This is a genomic window from Lysobacter sp. P5_C4, from assembly GCF_054049695.1.
The window spans coordinates 22,257-39,994 of sequence record NZ_JBFULX010000002.1 but is presented as its reverse complement, the minus strand read 5'-3'; the positions used below and the strand labels follow the sequence as shown (position 1 = coordinate 39,994).

Genomic DNA, 17,738 nt, shown 5'->3' with positions numbered 1-17,738 from the left:
CCGCATGCTGGAAATCGCGCCCGGTCTCGAACTTCCCGACGAGGAACTCGTCGAACGCTTCGTGCGTTCGTCGGGCCCGGGCGGGCAGAACGTCAACAAGGTCGCCACCGCGGTCGAATTGCGTTTCGACGTCGCCAACTCGCCCTCGTTGCCCGAACCCCTGCGCGCGCGCCTGCTCGCCAAGCGCGATCGGCGCCTGACCCTCGAGGGCGTCCTCGTCCTCAGCGCGCAGCGCTTCCGCACGCAGGACCGCAATCGCGAGGACGCGCGCGAGCGGCTCGCGGCCTTCATCGCGAGCGGGTTGCACGTGCCGAAGAAGCGCGTGGCGACCAAACCGTCCCGTGCGGCGAAACAGCGAAGGCTGGACGACAAGCGCGGGCGCAGTACGATCAAGTCCTCGCGTGGTGCGCGCCGCACGTGGGACGACTGACAGCGCAGGAACAAGGGAATGTCGCCACCTGATTTCGAACCACCCGGGCACGTGCTGACGCTGCCGCCGTCCGTGCCGCGGGTGAAGCCCAATCGCTTCACGCGCTGGTGCGGCCGGACGTTGTTGCGCATCGGTGGATGGCGGATGGTCGGCGCGTTTCCCGACGTGCCCAAGGCGGTCCTGATCGGCGCGCCGCACTCGTCCAATTGGGATGGGGTCTGGGGCTTCGCCGCGAAGCTCGCGCTCGGGCTCGACATCCGTATTCTCGGGAAACACCAGTTGTTCTGGTGGCCGTTGGGGCCGATCCTGCGCCGCCTCGGTGTCATCGCCGTCAACCGGACCGCCGCCCAGGGCGTGGTCGAACAGGCCGCGTCACTCATCGACCAAGCCGGCAAATTCTGGTTCGGCCTCGCGCCGGAGGGAACGCGCAAACCGGTCGAACGCTGGAAGCCGGGGTTCTGGAAAATCGCGAAGGCGGCGAAAGTTCCCGTGGTGCCGGCCTACTTCCATTACCCCGATCGCATCATCGGCATCGGACCGTTGTTCGAGCTCACCGACAACATGCAGGCCGACATCCAGCGCATTCGTACCTGGTATCGCCCGTGGCAGGGCAAGCACCACGGGACGCCCTGAGGGCTAGCGTTCGGAGTGATCGACCGACAGGTCGGGCTGGATCAGTTCGATGAACGCGCGCGCCTGCGGCGACAGGAACTTGCCCTTGCGCACCACCACGCCGTAACTGCGCGATGGGAAATACCGCGCGAGCGAACGCGCGGCGAGCCGCGTGCGATCGCTCTCGGTCAGGCAGATGGCGGTGACGATGCTGATCCCCAGGCCCATCGCGACGTACTGCTTGATCACTTCCCAACCGCCGACTTCCAGCGCGACGGTGTAGGGCACGCGGTTCTGCTGGAACACCAGGTCGACGAGGCGGTAGGTCGTGAGCCGCTTCGGCGGCAGGATCAGGCCGTAGGGCGAAAGATCTTCAAGTCGCAGGTCCGCCTTGTGGGCGAGCGGATGGTCCAGCGGTGTGATCAGCATCGGTTCGAAACGATAGACCGGCATGTAGCGCAGGTCGGCGGGCACGTCGAGCATCGAACCCACGGCGAGGTCGACCGCATCGGTGCGCAACAGATCCAGCCCGCCGGCGCCGGTGACGTTGTGCAGCGTCAGCCGCACATCGGACCGCCTCTGGCGGAACGCTTCGACGATGCCGGGCAGCAGATACAGGATCGTCGACGACCCCGCGGCGACGTTGAGTTCGCCCGCGTCGAGGCCCTGGACCTTGTCGTGGAAGACGGCGTCGAGCCCGTCGATGCCCTCAACCAGCGGCTTGGCCAGTTCGTAGAGCACCTGGCCTTCGCGGCTGGGCGTGAGGCGACGGCCGACGCGATCGAAGAGCTTGACCCCCAGTTCGCGCTCGAGCGCCTGCAACTGGAGGGTAATGGCCGGTTGCGATACGTAAAGCGCCTCCGCCGCGCGCGAGACGGACCCCAGTCGCGCGGTCTGGCAAAAGGCCCGCAAGGGTTTCAGCCGGTCCGCCTTGTAGGCGAAACGGGGGGCAACCCCCTCGAAATCCGGCCCATCTGGCTTCGATTTCGCCATGACGCCACCTTCATATAAGCGTGGCTTATCAATAGCATTGCGATAACTGTTTTGTCCAATACAGTACTCGCTCGTACGGTCGAGTCCTCAGACGCATGCAAGGACGGACCATGTCGGCAGTACTGCAGGATCAGGAGCGTCGCACGCCGGGCGTCACGATCACCCGCACGCTCCCGGGACAGGAACAACTGCTCACGCCCGCGGCGCTCGCCTTCCTCGAGCAACTCCACCGCACCTTCGAACCGCGCCGGGCCGAACGCCTCGCCGCGCGCCGGGTTCGCCAGGCAGCCTTCGACGCCGGCGCGCTCCCCGACTTCCGCACGGACACCGCGCACCTCCGCGCCGGCGACTGGCGCGTCGCCGAAGTTCCGAAGGCCTTGCTCGACCGCCGCGTCGAGATCACCGGCCCCACCGACCCGAAGATGGTCATCAACGCGCTGAACTCCGGCGCGAATTGCTACATGGCCGACTTCGAGGATTCGACTGCGCCGACCTGGGACAACCTGCTCACCGGCCAGCGCGCGCTGGGCAAGGCCGTCGCCGGCACGATCGACTGGATGGCGCCCGACGGCAGCAAGCACTACGTATTGAAACCCTTCGCCGAACAGGCGGTGCTCATCGTCCGCCCGCGTGGCTGGCATCTCGACGAAAAACACCTGCGCGTCGACGGCGCACCGATCTCTGCCTCGCTCTTCGACCTGGGCTTGTTCGCCTTCCACAACGCCAAGGCGCTCGCCGCGAAGGACCGCGGCCCCTATTTCTATCTCCCCAAGCTGCAGGCGATGGAAGAAGCGGCGTTGTGGGAAGACGTCCTGGCGCACATCGAGCGCGCGCTCGGCCTGGCGCAGGGCCAAATGAAAGTCACGGTCCTGATCGAAACGCTGCCGGCCGTGTTCGAGATGGACGAGATCCTGCACGCACTGCGCACACGCATCGTCGGGCTCAACTGCGGCCGCTGGGATTACATCTTTTCCTATCTCAAGACCTTCCGCCGGCACCGCGACCGCGTCTTGCCCGAGCGCGCACAGGTCACGATGACGCAGCCCTTCCTCAAGACCTATTCCGAACTGCTCATCCATACCTGCCACCGGCGCGGTGCGCACGCGATGGGCGGCATGGCCGCGCAGATCCCCATCGCGGGGGATGACGCCGCCAATGCACGTGCGATGGAACGCGTGCGCGCCGACAAGGTGCGCGAGGTCGGCGCCGGGCACGACGGGACCTGGGTTGCGCACCCGGCCTTGATCCCGCTGGCGCGCGAGGTGTTCGATACGTGGATGCTCGGCGCGCACCAACAGTTCGTGCTGCGCAACGACGTGCGCGCGAAATCCGATGCCGAGCTGCGCGAGATCCTGCTCAAGCCATCCCTGGGCACGATCAGCCGCGCCGGCTTCGAAAGCAATGTCGAAATCTGCGTGCGCTACGTCGCCGCGTGGCTCGACGGCAACGGTTGCGTGCCGATCCACTGGCTGATGGAAGACGCCGCGACGGCCGAGATCTCCCGCTCGCAACTCTGGCAGTGGCTGCATAGCGACCCGCCGGTGTTCCTCGACGACGGCTCGCCCATCGACTTCGCGCTGCTCGAACGCGCGCTCATCGGGCTACCCAGCAAATTCGCCGACCGGATGCAGCTTCCCGGAGGCGCCCGCATCAACGAGGCGATCGAACTGCTCGAAACCCTCACCCACGCCGACACGCTCGAAGATTTCCTCACCCTTCCGGCCTACGCACGGATCGACTGACCGTCGGGTCACGACAAGGAGCACCACGATGAAGACGAACACGCTTCCGACTGCCGAACAGCTGCGCATGGACTGGGCCAACAACCCGCGTTGGAACGGCATCGAGCGCCCCTACAGCGCCGACGATGTCGTGCGCCTGCGCGGCACCGTTCCCATCGAACACTCCCTCGCGCGCCTGGGCGCCGAGAAGCTCTGGCGCTACCTGCAGACAGAAGATTTCGTCAACGCCCTCGGCGCGCTCACCGGCAACCAGGCGATGCAGCAGGTCAAGGCCGGGTTGAAGGCGATCTACCTGTCGGGCTGGCAGGTCGCGGCCGATGCCAACCTCGCCGGCGAGATGTATCCGGATCAGTCGCTGTATCCGGCGAACTCCGTCCCGCAGGTCGTCAAGCGCATCAACAACACGCTGTTGCGCGCCGATCAGTTGCACCACGCCGAAGGCGACGATGCCATCGACTTCCTGCAGCCCATCGTCGCCGATGCCGAAGCCGGATTCGGCGGCGTGCTCAACGCCTTCGAACTCATGAAGGCGATGATCGAAGCCGGCGCGGCCGCCGTGCATTTCGAGGACCAGCTGGCCTCGGTCAAGAAGTGCGGCCACATGGGCGGCAAGGTGTTGGTGCCCACGCGCGAAGCGGTCGAAAAGCTCGTCGCCGCGCGCCTGGCCAGCGACGTGCTCGGTGTTCCCACGCTGATCGTCGCGCGCACCGATGCCGAAGCCGCCGACCTGGTCACCAGCGACATCGACGACAACGACCGTGACTTCGTCACCGGCGAACGCACGGTCGAAGGCTTCTACAAGACGCGCAAGGGCCTGGACCAGGCGGTTTCGCGCGGCCTGGCCTATGCCCCCTATGCAGACCTGGTGTGGTGCGAAACCGGCAAGCCCGACCTGCAGTTCGCCAAGGCCTTCGCCGAAGCCATCCACGCGAAATTCCCGGGCAAGCTGCTCGCCTACAACTGTTCCCCCTCGTTCAACTGGAAGCAGCACCTGGACGACGCGACCATCGCGAAATTCCAGAAGGAACTGGCGTCCTACGGGTACAAGTTCCAGTTCATCACCCTGGCGGGTTTCCACGCGCTCAACTATTCGATGTTCAACCTCGCGCATGGTTATGCGCGCCGCCAGATGAGCGCGTTCGTCGAATTGCAGCAAGCCGAGTTCGCCGCAGCCGACAAGGGCTTCACGGCGGTCAAACATCAACGCGAGGTCGGCACCGGTTACTTCGACGCGGTGACGCAAACCATCCAGGGCGCCCAGAGCTCGACGGTCGCGCTGAAGGGTTCGACCGAAGAAGAGCAGTTCCACCAGGTCAGTCCCGCCGCCGCAGCGTGACAAGCTGCACGGTTCCTGACCACGCTATCGACTGTAGCGGGGTGACCGGGGTTGGCGGCGGCCGGGCAGGCCGCCCCAATCCGTAACTCAAGGGATGAACTCATTCAGGTGGTATCCTCGGCCGCCGGTCACGTCGGGGGATCGAAGTGTGAATCGCGACCGCGCGCCTCGACGGCGCCGAGCCGACATCGAAGTGTTGGAACCCGCCGCGTCCCTGACTGCGGAGGAGTACGCGCTGTTCGCGCAAATCGGGCAGCAGCGTCGCGTCGAGCCTGGCGAAAAATTGTTTCGCCGTGGTGACCTCGGCACGACCATGTATGTCATCGCGCAGGGTTCGGTCGATCTCGACTTCGGCGACGACCTGGTCGCCAAGCGTTTGGGCGCGCGTGAGTTCTTCGGCGAACTCGGCCTGCTGATCGGCGACCACGCGCGCAGTGCGGACGCCACCGTGTCCAGCCCGGGCGTGTTGGTCGAATTGCGCCAGCAGGAATTCGAAACGCTGGTCGATCGCGACCCCCGCCTGCTCGCCCACTTCCTGCGTCGCGCGATCATGCGCGTGGTGCTGAACGAACAGAGCCTCATCGGCCGCCTGCGCCGCCGCAACCTCGACCTGCAGACCGCACTGGATACGTTGCGCGCGACGACGCACCGTCTCACGCAGACCGAGGAACTCACCCGAACGGATGAACTCACCGGCCTTGCGAACCGCCGCGGCTTCCACCTGCACCTGCAACAGCGCCGGCGCACCGATGAACAACCGGGCCGCGGCCTGTTGCTGATCGACTGCGACCGCTTCAAGAACATCAACGACGACCACGGCCACCTGGTGGGTGACCGCGTGCTGCAGGGCGTCGCCAACATCCTGCGTTCGGCCGCCGGGCCGGACGACATCGCCTGCCGCCTGGGCGGCGACGAGTTCTGCCTGATGATCAAGGGCGAGCATCGCGACGATGTCATGCGGGTGGCCGAGTTCATCACGACTACGGCGCACGCCCTGCACGAGATGCAACCTTCGCCGCCGCAGATCGCAACCCTCAGCGTCGGCGCCTGCCTGGTCACCCCCGACAGCGAATGGGACGACTGGTACGCCCTGGCCGATGCGGCGCTGTATCGCGCCAAGCGCCTGGGCGGCAATCGCGTTGAATGGCAGGACGACGCGCTCGCGCCTGCCTAGGCGCGCGATGCAAAGGATCGTGCATGAATGACTTCGCGCAAGCCGGCTTCGACCCGGCGAGCAGCCCGCAGGTTCGTACCCTGCTGTTGACCGATCTGTGCGACTCCACGTTGCTGGTCGAACGCCTCGGCGACTCGCCGGCCGCGGAGTTGTTCCGCGCGCACGACCGATTGGTGTTGGAACTGCAGCAACGTTGGCGCGGCCGCTTGATCGATCGCAGCGATGGCCTGCTGTTGTTGTTCGAACGCCCGGTCGATGGCCTGGGCTTCGCACTGGATTACGCGCGCGGTTTGCGCGAACTCGGCGATCGCCCGGAAGTGCGCGATCGCAAGCTGCTGTTGCAGGCGCGCGCGGGTCTGCACGTCGGCGAAGTGTTGACGTGGCAGAACAGCGAAGCGGCGGTGCAGGCCGGCGCGAAGCCGCTGGAGGTCGAAGGCCTCGCCAAACCCCTCGCCGGCCGTCTGATGACGCTCGCGCGACCGGGCCAGATCCTGTTGTCGGCGACCGCAGAACCGCTCGCGCGCCGTGCTTCGCGCGAGCTCGGCGAACGCAGCGAACATCTGATCTGGAAATCGCACGGCCGCTGGCGTTTCAAGGGCGTGCCCGATGGCCAGGAAGTGTTCGAAGTCGGCGAACCGGGTTACGCACCGCTGCGCGCACCGAAGCAGAACGGCGGCAAGGCGTGGCGCGACATTCCCGTGTGGCGCCGACCCACCGCGCTTGCAGCGGAACTGTTCCTCGTTGCGGGCCTCGCGACCGGCGCCTGGTTCCTGACGCGCCCGACGCCCGCGATCGCCTTCAACGAACGCGACTGGGTGGTGGTCGGCGACCTGCGCAACCTCACCGGCCAACCGGTGCTCGACGAATCGCTCGAACAGGCGTTCCGCATCAGCCTGGAGCAGTCGCGCTACGTCAACGTGCTCAGCGATCTGAAGGTACGCGACACGCTCACGCTGATGAAGCGCAGCCCGGGTACGACGCTGGACCGCGCGATCGCCTCCGAGATCGCGATCCGCGATGGTGCGCGCGCCGTCATCCTGCCGACCGTTTCGGAAGTCGGCGGGCGCGTGCGGGTGAGCGCGGAAGTCATCGATCCCCGGACGCAAACGACCGTGCACTCGGAGACGGTGGACGGCAGCGGCGCCGGCTCGGCGTTGGCGTCCATCGATGAAGTGACGGGCCAATTGCGCGAAACGCTCGGCGAAGCCATCGCGAGCATCGAGCGCGATTCGAAACCGCTCCCGCAGGCAAGCACATCCAACCTCGATGCGCTCAAGGCCTACGCGCTGGGCTTGGACAAGCTGGACAACGGCGACGTCGTTGGCGCATTGGGCTATTACCGCCGCGCGCTGGAGTTGGACCCCGATTTCGCGTTGGCGCGCATGGGCGTCGGTGGCGTTCTGATCGCCCAGGGCAAGCCGAAGGAAGGCAGGGCAGAGCTGATCGCCGCATCGCGGATGAAGGATCGCCTGACGCCGCGTGAGTCGCTGGTGCTGCAGACGCAAATCGCGCGTTTCGGCTCGACCGAACCCTTGCTCGCGCGCTGGGAGCAGCTCACCGAGATGTACCCGGACTATTTGGCGGCGCATTTCGGCTACGCGCAGGACAGTTGGATGATGGGCAATCGGTTCGAGCGCGCGTTGCCCGCCGCCCGCACCGCAAGCGCGCGACAGAGTCCGATGGTCGCGTCCGCCTATTACCTGCAGGGCATCCTGTTGCTTGGCGAAGAGGACCTGCGTGGGTCGATTGCCGCGTTCGATCGCGCATACGCGATGGGTCTGCGGGGCTCGGCGATGTATCGCGCGAAGGCCCTCCAGGTGCAGGGCCGCACCGCGGAGGCCGACAAAGTATTCGGCGCGCGCGGCGGCACGTCGCTGATGAACCAGGACCTTGAATCGCTGGAATGGCGCTACGTGTCCCGGATCGACCGCGGCGACTTCGCCGATGCGAAGGACGCGCTCGACCGCGCGTTGCAGCTGTCGGGAAAGGATGATCCTTATTGGGCCGACACCATGTGGCAGCTCTATGCCGCGGGTGGGGACGTGGTCATGCAAGGGCGCGCCTCCGCCGACGCGCTTGCCCGTCGCCTGGATTGGGTGGGCGAAAACAGCGAAAAGCTGGACGCGACCTATCCAATGGCCACCACGAACCAACGCCTGGCGATCGGTTGGCTGGCGGCGCGCTCCGGGGAGGGCGCGGTGTTGTCCAAGGCCATCGCCGCGCTCGGCGAACGCGCGAAGATCGCCGGCTACCCGCTCGCGGAACAGACGTGGGACGTGTTGCTGGCGGAGCAGGACCGATTGGCGGGAAAGCCGGCATCGGCGGTCACGCGCCTGTCGTCCATCGCCCGCAGGCCCGACGCGTTGCAGATGGTCCACGTTGCCTATGCACGCGCGCTCGCCGACGCGGGGCAGTGGCAGGGTGCGGTGGCGGAATGGCAATGGGTGGCCGCGCACCGCGGACGGGCGTTCACCGAACAGAGCACGGGCGGCATGCTGGATCCGCTGACGATCGCGGAAACGCGGTTGGCGCACCTGGAGTCTGCCTCCCTGCTCGCCACGCATGGGCAGAAGGGACCCGCGGAAGCCGAACTGCGTGCCTTCGACCAGGCGTGGCCGGCCGATGGTTTGACCAAACCGCTGCACGCGCGGCGCGATGCCGCGCGTGCAACCTTGTTACTTCAGTAGCGCTGCCGGCGGCCTGAACTGGAACGGCATCGAGAGCGATTCGACGAGCGCATCGCGATCGGCTGCGATCGATTCCTTCGAAGCCAGCGTCACCGGCGCCGCCAGGCACGCGCTGCTTCCTGCGGCCAGGTCGGTGCCCTCGGCCGTGGCCTCGGGCGCCCAACCCAACTGCGCCAGCGCCGTTTGCGGGCTGCTTTCGAACTGCTTGCGGAAATCGTCGTCGCTCGACAGCTTGTCCAACAGCTTGTGGGCTGTCTTGTGGTCCAGCTTCGGTCCCTTGCCTGCCATCCCGCACTCCCCAGTGTGATGAAAACCCCGGAAACCTAACGTCCAATTGGTGTTGGTTGCAAGCGCCGGCCCCCAACCCTAAGGTCCCAGCTTCGATCGGGGAGTCGACATGCGGGCAAGGCGTTGCGGTGTGCTGTGGCTGGAGCCGAGGAACGATGCGAACTTCGAGCTCGACGATCTGCTGCAAGGCGGCACGGGCATCGTGCGGTCGTTGCAGTGGTTCGCCCATGCGCCGCATCTTGCGCAGCCGGTGGAAGTCGATGCGCACCTGGCGCAGGTCGCCGGTGGCATCGGTTCGGCCAGATGGGTCGATGCCACCGAACTCCAGGAAACGCATGGCGCCGACGCCATCGATGCGTTGATCGCGCTCGGCCTGCTCGTTACCGACGATCCGCGCCATGCAGCGCATCGCGAAAACGACGCGCACTTCCGGGATCAGCATTGGCACGGCCTGTCCGCCGTGTCGCATGCCGCCTCGCGATGGTCGCGCATCGACACGGTGAAAGAGATCGCGGATGCAGGCGTGGACACCGCAGCGGACCTGCGCGCCGCCCATGGCCCGCCCCCGCCCGCGTTCCATGATCGCGGACCGCCCGAAGCACGCGTCGCACTCGAACGCGCGGAGCGCACGACGTTCGACGACCTCCTCGACCGGCGCAGCACCTGCCGCAATTTCGACACCACGCGTGCATTGCCGCGCGCGCAATTCGCGAACGTGCTCGAACGCGTGTTCGCCGCGCGAGGACAGGTGCAGGCCGCCGACGACTTCGAAGTCATCAAGCGCACGAGTCCGTCTGGTGGTGCGATGCATCCGACCGAGGCGTACCTGATCGTTCGGAACGTCGAAGGCCTCGCGCCGGGCCTGTATCACTACCGGCCGGGCGATCACGCACTGCAACCGCTGCCGCCGGTCGAGGATCTCGCGCAACTGGCGTTCCATGCGGTCGGTGGCCAGCAATGGTTCGCCGATGCGCACGTGCTGGTCGTGCTGGCGCCGCGGTTCGACCGCAACTTCTGGAAATACCGCAATCACCCGAAGGCCTACCGGGTGACGATCCTCGATATCGGCCACTTGTCGCAGACGCTGTCCCTGAGCGCGATCGAACTCGGGCTGGGCGCGTGCATCACCGCGGCGATCAACGAAGTCGAGATCGAACAGGCCTTCGGCCTCACGCACTACGTCGAAGGGCCGCTGGCCGTGTGCGGATTCGGCGTGCGCGCGGACGCGATGACGACGGCGGAATTCGATCCGAACCGCAAGGCCTGGCCCCGCGAATCACCGCCCGCCGAGTAAGCGTTCCCCGACGCCAGCGAATTTCAGCCCGACCTGCGCCACGCGATCGTCCTTCAGCGCGCGCACGACCATCACCGCCTTGCCCAGCGCAAGCCGGTCGCCCACTTGCGGTTGTTCGTCGAATCGCTCGTCGAACAGTTGCGCCGCAGTCGCGTCGCTGAAACGCGCGGGGATCTGCAGGCCATAGAACGATGCGATTTCGCCGAGCGGCACGTCGCCGGGCAGGGTGAAGCTGCCGAACAGATCCTGCTCCGCCACGCGTGCGTCGCGACCCTCGGCGAACAACCAGTCCAGGCGTGGCGCCTGGCCCGTGGGTGCGAGCACGTAGGCATAGTCGTTCGCGAGCAACGGACCCGCGTCTTCGGGCAACAGCACGCGGCCTTCGCGCACCACCATCGCCAGGCGCACGCGCCCGGGCAACGCCGCGCCCCGCAACACCGCGCTTCCCGCTGCAATGCGGTAGCCGACCATGTCGTACTCGAGCTGGCCCGGGAGATCGAGCTGGATGCGGCGCGTGTTCGGGTCCGCGCGCGGCACGGCGATCTCGAACCAGTGCGCCGCGATCCCGAGCGACCAGCCCTGCACGATCAGCGAAACGAACACGACGACGAAGGCGACGTTGAAGTAGACGGTCGCGTTGGGCAGGCCCGCCAGCAGGGGAATCGAGGCGAGGAAGATGCCGACCGCGCCGCGCAAGCCCGTCCACGCGATGAAGCCGATTTCCTGCCGGCGATACCCGAACGGCGCCAGGCACGCGATCACCGCCGCGGGGCGAGCGACGAACATCAGGAACGCAGCGACACCCAGTGCCGGCCACAACACGTCGAGCAGTTTGTGCGGCGTGGCCAGCAGGCCGAGCAACAGGAACATGACCAACTGCGCGAACCAGGTCGCCGCATCCTGCACGGACAGCACTTCGTTGCGCGCGCGCATCGGGCGATTGGCGACGACGATGCCCGCCAGGTACACCGCGAGGTAGCCGCTTCCGCGGAACAGGTTGGTGATCGAGAACAGCGCGACCGCACCGGCGAGCGCAAGCCATGGATGCAGGCCCGGCGGCAATTCGAAGGTGTTGAGCGTCCACACCATCAACCGACCGCCAAGATAGCCGGCCACCAGGCCCGCGCCAATCGCCCAGGTGAGCTGCAGCGCGAGCATCCAGGGATCGTGCGTCCCGGTGCCCGCGATCCACGTCGTCATCGCGAGCGTGAGGAACACCGCGGTCGGATCGTTGCTGCCCGATTCGAGTTCGAGCGTGGCGTTGACGCGGCGTTCGAGATGCAGGCCACCGGCGCGCAGGAGGAAGAACACCGCGGCCGCGTCGGTCGAAGAAACGACGACGCCGAGCAGCGAGGCCTCGAGCCACGGCAGGTGCAGCAGGTACACCGCTGCGACGGCGGTGAGCGCCGCTGTGATCACCACGCCCGCGGTCGCGAGTACGATCGAAGGCACGACGCTGCCGCGCACCTGCGCCGCGCGCGTGCGCAGGCCGCCGTCGAACAGGATCACCGCGAGCGCGAGCGAGCCGACCAGATAGGTGAAGCGCAGGTCCGAATACTTGATGCCGCCGGGCCCGTCTTCGCCGAGCACCAGGCCGAGCAACAGGAAGACCAACAGCAACGGCGCGCCGAAGCGGCGCGCGAGCAGCGACGAAGCGATGCCCGCCAGGATGAGGAGCGCGCCGAAGAGCAGGCGCAGGTCGATGGCGTGCAGGTGTTCCAAGCGGACTCCTTGTCGGCTGGGGTCGAGTGTAGCGGGCGGCGGTGCAATGCCGAAAACACAAGATCGTCGATTGACATGTGCACGAGGCGCGATATCTTGTGGTCGTCGGTTCCGCGGGCGCAGGTTCGCGGATGAAAAGGGAAGCCGGTCGAACTCCGGCGCTGCCCCGCAGCGGTAGGTGGAAACGAAGTCGCGCACGCACTGGGGCGGTGGCCCCGGGAAGCGGCGACGAGTAGGTGGTGCGATCAGGCTCGCAAGAGCGGATCGCGCCGAGTCCACGAGCCCGAAGACCTGCCGACAACCGCGCGATGCACGCCGCGCGGTGCCGGCCGCGGAATCTCCGGGGGGAGATGGCTGGTGACGCCGCTTCGGCCGCCCGCCTTCGATGCGTGCGCGTCGCGAACGCTGCGACACCGCCTTTCCATCGTGGGGTTCCAACGCCTGCTGTCGATCGCCGAGGGAGCGACGGCACCGGTGCGCCATCACGGAGCCACCCATGTCACACGACACGTTCGCAGAACCCGCCGCAGTCGCGCCCGCATTCGATCTCACGGCGCCACCCACCGCCACCACCATGCGCGTCACCAAGCGCAATGGGGTTTCCGAAGCCGTCGACCTCAACAAGATCGTGCGCGCGGTGACGCGCGCGGCCGAAGGCTTGCATGCGGTCGAACCGATGCGCGTGGCGACGCGCACGATCTCCGGCCTGTACGACGGCGCGACCACGCGCGAACTCGACGAACTTTCGATCCGCACCGCGGCCCTGCTCACGGCCGAAGAACCCGAATACGGACGCCTCGCCGCGCGATTGCTGTCGGCGGTGATCGCGAAGGAAGTCGCGGGCCAGGAGATCCACGCGTTCTCGCAATCCATCGCGCGCGGGCATGAAGTCGGCCTGATCAACGACCGCCTGCTCGATTTCGTGCAGGCCAACGCGCGCAAGCTCAACGACGCGATCGACCCGATGCTCGACCAGGGCTTCGATTATTTCGGCCTGCGCACGCTGTACGACCGTTACCTGTTGCGCCATCCGCGCACGCGCAAGGCGCTCGAAACACCGCAGCAATTCTTCCTGCGCATCGCGTGCGCGCTCGGCGAAGACGTGCCGGGTGCGTTGGCACTGTATCGCGCGATGGCGCACCTGGATTACCTGCCCTCGTCGCCCACCTTGTTCAACAGCGGCACCAACCACGAGCAACTGTCCTCGTGCTTCCTGCTCGACTCGCCGCAGGACTCGCTGGAATCGATCTACCAGCGCTACGGCGACATCGCGCAGCTGTCGAAATTCAGCGGCGGCATCGGTGTCAGCTTCACGCGCGTGCGTTCGCGCGGCTCGTTGATCAAGTCGACCAACGGACATTCCAACGGCATCGTGCCGTGGTTGAAGACGCTCGATGCATCGGTCGCCGCCGTCAACCAGGGCGGAAAGCGCAAGGGCGCGGCGTGCGTGTACCTGGAACCGTGGCACGCCGACGTCGAGGAATTCCTCGAACTGCGCGACAACACCGGCGACGAAGCGCGCCGCACGCACAACCTCAACATCGCCAACTGGGTGCCGGACCTGTTCATGCGCCGTGTCGAAGCGGACGCGGCATGGTCCTTGTTCGATCCGCGCGTGGTGCCCGAGTTCGTCGACCTGTATGGCGAGGCGTTCGAGCGCGCTTACGAACAGGCCGAAGCGCAGGGCAAGGCCGCGCGCACGGTCCGCGCCCGCGAGCTGTACGCGCGGATGATGCGCACGCTGGCACAGACCGGCAACGGGTGGATCACGTTCAAGGACAAATGCAACCGCGCAAGCAACCAGACGCTGCGCGCGCAGAACGTCATCCATCTGTCGAACCTGTGCACGGAGATCCTCGAAGTGACGTCCGCCGAGGAAACCGCGGTGTGCAACCTGGGTTCGATCAACCTGTCGCGCCATGTCGATCCCGGCCATGCCGGTTCGGAGCCGGGCTTCGACTTCGACAAGCTCGCCGAAACCGTGCGTCTCGCCGTGCGCCAACTCGACCGCGTGATCGACCTCAATTTCTACCCGATCGAAACCGCGCGGCGCGGGAACCTGCGCTGGCGGCCGGTCGGCCTGGGCTGCATGGGGTTGCAGGACGTGTTCTTCGCGCTGCGGTTGCCGTTCGACAGCGATGCGGCGCGCGCACTGTCGACGAAGATCGCAGAGACGATCTACTTCCACGCGCTGGACACCTCCTGCGAGTTGGCGGTGGAACGGGGCGCGCATCCGTCGTTCGCCGAAACGCGCGCATCGGTGGGCGAGTTGCAGTTCGATGCATGGAACGTGGCACCGGAAGCCAGCGGCCGCTGGGACGCATTGCGCGAACGCATCCAGGCGCATGGCCTGCGCAACTCGCTGCTGGTCGCGATCGCGCCGACGGCGACCATCGCCTCCATCGCGGGCTGTTACGAGTGCGTCGAGCCGCAGGTGAGCAACCTGTTCAAGCGCGAAACCTTGTCCGGCGACTTCCTCCAGGTGAACCGCTACCTCGCCGAAGAGTTGAAGAAGCTCGGCCTGTGGACGCCGGAGATGCGTGACGCGATCAAACTCGCGGAAGGCTCGATCCAGGGCGTCGCGGCGATTCCGGAAACACTGCGCGCCATCTATCGCACCGCATGGGAACTGCCGATGCGCGCGCTGATCGACATGGCTGCCGCGCGCGGTGCGTACATCGATCAGTCGGCGTCGCTGAATCTGTTCATGGAGAGCCCGGCGATCGGCGCGCTGTCGTCGATGTACATGCACGCATGGAAGCAGGGCATCAAGACGACGTATTACCTGCGCTCGCGTCCGGCGACGAAGATCCAGAAGACGACGGTCGGCCCCGCGCCGGCGCCGGTCGAGGCGATCGCCTGCGCACTCGAAAATCCAGAATCCTGCGAGGCCTGCCAATGAGCGCCGCCCGTCCCCTGCTGCTCGATCCCGGCTTCGAGCTCACGCTGCGCCCGATGCGCTATCCGCATTTCTATGAGATGTACCGTAACGCCGTGCGCAATACATGGACGGTGGAGGAGATCGACTTCTCCCTGGACCTCAACGATCTGCGGCACAAGTTCGGTCCCGCCGAGCGGCACCTGGTCGAGCGCCTGGTGGCCTTCTTCGCCACGGGCGATTCGATCGTCGCAAACAACCTCGTGCTCAATCTCTACCAGCACATCAACGCGCCCGAAGCGCGCATGTTCCTCTCGCGCCAGTTGTACGAAGAAGCGCTGCACGTGCAGTTCTATCTGACGCTGCTCGACAGCTACCTGCCGGATCCGGCCGAGCGTGCGCGTGCCTTCGCGGCGGTCGACAACATTCCCTCGATCCAGCGCAAGGCGGCGTTCTGCTTCCAGTGGATGGAATCGATCCGCAGCTTGCAGCGCGTCGAAACGCGCGAACAACGGCGGCAGTTCCTGCTGAACCTCGCGTGCTTCGCCGGTTGCATCGAAGGGCTGTTCTTCTTCGGTGCATTCGCCTACGTGTACTACCTGCGGTCGCGCGGTTTGCTGCACGGGCTGGCGGCCGGCACCAATTGGGTGTTCCGCGACGAAAGCGGCCACATGGCGTTCGCATTCGATGTCTTCCGCACGGTGCGCGAAGAAGAACCCGATCTGGTCGACGATGCCTTCCGCGCCCAGGTGGTGGCGATGATGGAGGACGCGGTCGAGTGCGAGGTCGCCTTTGCCGAAGACACCTTGTCGGGCGGCGTGGCGGGCCTGTCGATCCGCGACATGCGCCAATACCTGCAGTACTGCGCAGACCAGCGCCTGGCGCAGCTCGGCATGCCGCCGCGTTATCGCTCGCGCAATCCATTTCCTTTCATGGATCTGCAGGACGTGCAGGAGGTGGCGAACTTCTTCGAGCGGCGCGTTTCGGCCTACCAGGTCGGCGTGCAGGGCGAAGTGGCGTTCGACCACGCGTTCTAGCGGGAGGCTTCCGCACCCGGTTCGTCGCGCCAGCAGGCCAGTGCTGCAGCGCATCGATCTCCGCGAGTGCGAACGCCGGCGCGCTGCGATCCGGTCCACCGCCCCAAGGCAGGTTGATGCCCAGGAACTGCGGCTTCGCGCCCCCGGAGGCATTCGCGATCACGAGCACCTGCGTGCTGGCCAACAGCGCGGGCGTGAAGGCCGACGTGCTGTAGCGGACGCGATAGCCATCGGCGCGCAACAGCCGACCGAAGGGCCAGTAGCGCCCCCACCAGTTCGCCGTCGACGCGTTGTGGTGCCCATGGTCGATCGCGACCCGCGGCCCGGTGCCGGCCGCATGGGCAGGCCGGGCGGGCAGCGGCCGCCATCCGTAATCCGCGCGCTGGGCCGTCCACGCGGCGTAGGCGAAGGCCACCGCCACGAGTGCCGGCGGCGCGGCCAGTCCCACCAGCGCCCATCGCCATCGCTTCCCCATTTCCTGCTCCCCTCGCAACCGTTACATCCACGACGGGCCGCGGGGCACCTGCGTTAACAGCGGGCTGTAAACGTTGCCGGGCGCCTGCGCATCGGACCCTGGAGGCCGCCCGGCCCGAAGAGAGGAAATCGATCGATGCGTGCAGTGAATGGACGTGCAGTGAATGGACGAGCAGTGAATCGACGAGCAGTCAATCGACGCCTTGCATGGGCGCTCGCCGCCACCGCCCTGGTCGCCTCCGCGGCGTGCATCGCGGGGCCTGCGACGACGGCGCCGGAACCGCAGCCCGACGCGGACTTCCTCTTCGTCGGCAGCTTCCACATGAACAACCCGGGCCACGACGTGCACAACACGCATGCCGACGACGTGCTCAGTGCGAAGCGCCAACGCGAGATCGCGGACGTCGCGCGCCTCATCGCGCGATTCAAGCCGACGAAGATCATGGTGGAAGCCGACACCACGAAGCAGTCGAGCCTGGACGAAGCATTCGCCGCCTCGTGCCACGGCAAGCGCCCGCTGACGCGCAACGAGACCGAGCAGCTCGGCTTCCGCATCGCGTGCGACCAGAAGCTCAAGGGCGTCGTCGCGGTCGACTGGAACGACATGGGCCCGCTCAAGGACGAGGCGAGCGTCGACTGGCCCAAGGCGATCGAACGACATGGCCAACAAGCGCAACGCGCACAGGACGAGGCCATCGGCAAAGCGGTGAACGACGAAGACCAGCGCACGCTCGACACCGGCACGATCGGCGACATGCTCGTGCGCCTGAATTCCCCCGAATGGTTGCGCGCCAACGCGCAGGCGTACTTCCGCATCGGCCTCTACGGCACGGCGGACGACCCCATCGGCGCGAACTGGGACATGCTCTGGTACGGCCGCAACCTCACGATCTTCAACAACATCGTGCGCCGCACCGAGCCGGGCGACCGCGTGCTGGTGGTGTACGGCGCGGGCCATGGCAATTGGCTGCGCCAGCTGGCGTCCGATTCGGGCAAGTACCGCGTGCAGGATACGCAGCGGTGGTTGAAGGAAGACGCGCCGGCCAAGTGACGGCGGCGCGGTGGTCACAG

General features: G+C 66.6%; 13 protein-coding genes and 1 riboswitch. Of the genes, 10 read left to right on the top strand and 3 right to left on the bottom strand.

What is annotated here, in order from left to right; genetic code table 11:
• Nucleotides 1–4 precede the first annotated feature (4 nt).
• Entirely contained in the window at nucleotides 5–430 is a 426-nt protein-coding gene (arfB, locus tag ACXJJ8_RS04680; RefSeq protein WP_499027235.1) for an alternative ribosome rescue aminoacyl-tRNA hydrolase ArfB, read from the top strand.
• 18 nt (nucleotides 431–448) lie between these two features.
• Nucleotides 449–1,063: a lysophospholipid acyltransferase family protein gene (locus tag ACXJJ8_RS04675; protein WP_499027234.1), complete on the top strand. Its 615-nt coding sequence runs from the start codon at nucleotides 449–451 to the stop codon at nucleotides 1,061–1,063.
• Nucleotides 1,064–1,066: 3 nt separating this feature from the next.
• Here the strand turns inward: ACXJJ8_RS04675 and ACXJJ8_RS04670 are convergent, their stop codons facing one another.
• Nucleotides 1,067–2,035, bottom strand: a complete 969-nt coding sequence (locus ACXJJ8_RS04670) for a LysR family transcriptional regulator (RefSeq protein ID WP_499027233.1) — start codon at nucleotides 2,033–2,035, stop codon at nucleotides 1,067–1,069.
• A gap of 110 nt (nucleotides 2,036–2,145) precedes the next feature.
• Here ACXJJ8_RS04670 and aceB point away from each other — a divergent pair, with 110 nt between their 5' ends.
• The 4 genes from aceB to ACXJJ8_RS04650 all read left to right on the top strand — a co-directional run bounded on the left by aceB (nucleotide 2,146) and on the right by ACXJJ8_RS04650 (nucleotide 8,974).
• Nucleotides 2,146–3,777 (top strand): malate synthase A, encoded by a 1,632-nt coding sequence (gene aceB, locus ACXJJ8_RS04665; RefSeq protein WP_499027232.1) that lies wholly within the window; start codon nucleotides 2,146–2,148, stop codon nucleotides 3,775–3,777.
• 28 nt (nucleotides 3,778–3,805) lie between these two features.
• Complete coding sequence (gene aceA, locus ACXJJ8_RS04660; protein WP_499027231.1) at nucleotides 3,806–5,113, top strand: isocitrate lyase; 1,308 nt, start codon at nucleotides 3,806–3,808, stop codon at nucleotides 5,111–5,113.
• Between the two features lie 193 nt (nucleotides 5,114–5,306).
• Complete coding sequence (locus ACXJJ8_RS04655; protein WP_499027230.1) at nucleotides 5,307–6,287, top strand: GGDEF domain-containing protein; 981 nt, start codon at nucleotides 5,307–5,309, stop codon at nucleotides 6,285–6,287.
• A gap of 23 nt (nucleotides 6,288–6,310) precedes the next feature.
• Nucleotides 6,311–8,974 carry a putative peptide modification system cyclase gene (locus tag ACXJJ8_RS04650; protein WP_499027229.1) on the top strand — a complete coding sequence of 888 codons (2,664 nt, stop codon included), beginning with the start codon at nucleotides 6,311–6,313 and terminating at the stop codon, nucleotides 8,972–8,974.
• Here the strand turns inward: ACXJJ8_RS04650 and ACXJJ8_RS04645 are convergent.
• Entirely contained in the window at nucleotides 8,963–9,262 is a 300-nt protein-coding gene (locus ACXJJ8_RS04645; RefSeq protein ID WP_499027228.1) for an NHLP-related RiPP peptide, read from the bottom strand. The genes ACXJJ8_RS04650 and ACXJJ8_RS04645 overlap by 12 nt on opposite strands.
• A 109-nt stretch (nucleotides 9,263–9,371) precedes the next feature.
• Between ACXJJ8_RS04645 and ACXJJ8_RS04640 the strand changes: the two genes are divergently transcribed.
• On the top strand, nucleotides 9,372–10,556 hold the full coding sequence (locus tag ACXJJ8_RS04640; protein ID WP_499027227.1) for a putative peptide maturation dehydrogenase: 1,185 nt from the start codon (nucleotides 9,372–9,374) through the stop codon (nucleotides 10,554–10,556).
• Here ACXJJ8_RS04640 and ACXJJ8_RS04635 read toward each other — a convergent pair.
• Complete coding sequence (locus tag ACXJJ8_RS04635) at nucleotides 10,539–12,278, bottom strand: potassium/proton antiporter (RefSeq protein WP_499027226.1); 1,740 nt, start codon at nucleotides 12,276–12,278, stop codon at nucleotides 10,539–10,541. The genes ACXJJ8_RS04640 and ACXJJ8_RS04635 overlap by 18 nt on opposite strands.
• A gap of 89 nt (nucleotides 12,279–12,367) precedes the next feature.
• Nucleotides 12,368–12,591, top strand: a riboswitch (cobalamin riboswitch).
• A gap of 183 nt (nucleotides 12,592–12,774) precedes the next feature.
• Between ACXJJ8_RS04635 and ACXJJ8_RS04630 the strand changes: the two genes are divergently transcribed.
• From ACXJJ8_RS04630 to ACXJJ8_RS04620, 3 genes are all read left to right on the top strand, one after another.
• The gene (locus tag ACXJJ8_RS04630) at nucleotides 12,775–15,180 is read left to right on the top strand and encodes a ribonucleoside-diphosphate reductase subunit alpha (RefSeq protein ID WP_499027225.1); all 2,406 of its coding nucleotides are present in this window, start codon (nucleotides 12,775–12,777) and stop codon (nucleotides 15,178–15,180) included.
• On the top strand, nucleotides 15,177–16,193 hold the full coding sequence (locus tag ACXJJ8_RS04625) for a ribonucleotide-diphosphate reductase subunit beta (protein ID WP_499027224.1): 1,017 nt from the start codon (nucleotides 15,177–15,179) through the stop codon (nucleotides 16,191–16,193). The genes ACXJJ8_RS04630 and ACXJJ8_RS04625 overlap by 4 nt, the downstream gene beginning before the upstream one ends.
• Before the next feature lie 649 nt (nucleotides 16,194–16,842).
• Nucleotides 16,843–17,718 (top strand): DUF5694 domain-containing protein, encoded by an 876-nt coding sequence (locus tag ACXJJ8_RS04620; protein WP_499027223.1) that lies wholly within the window; start codon nucleotides 16,843–16,845, stop codon nucleotides 17,716–17,718.
• The last annotated feature ends 20 nt before the right edge of the window (nucleotides 17,719–17,738 follow it).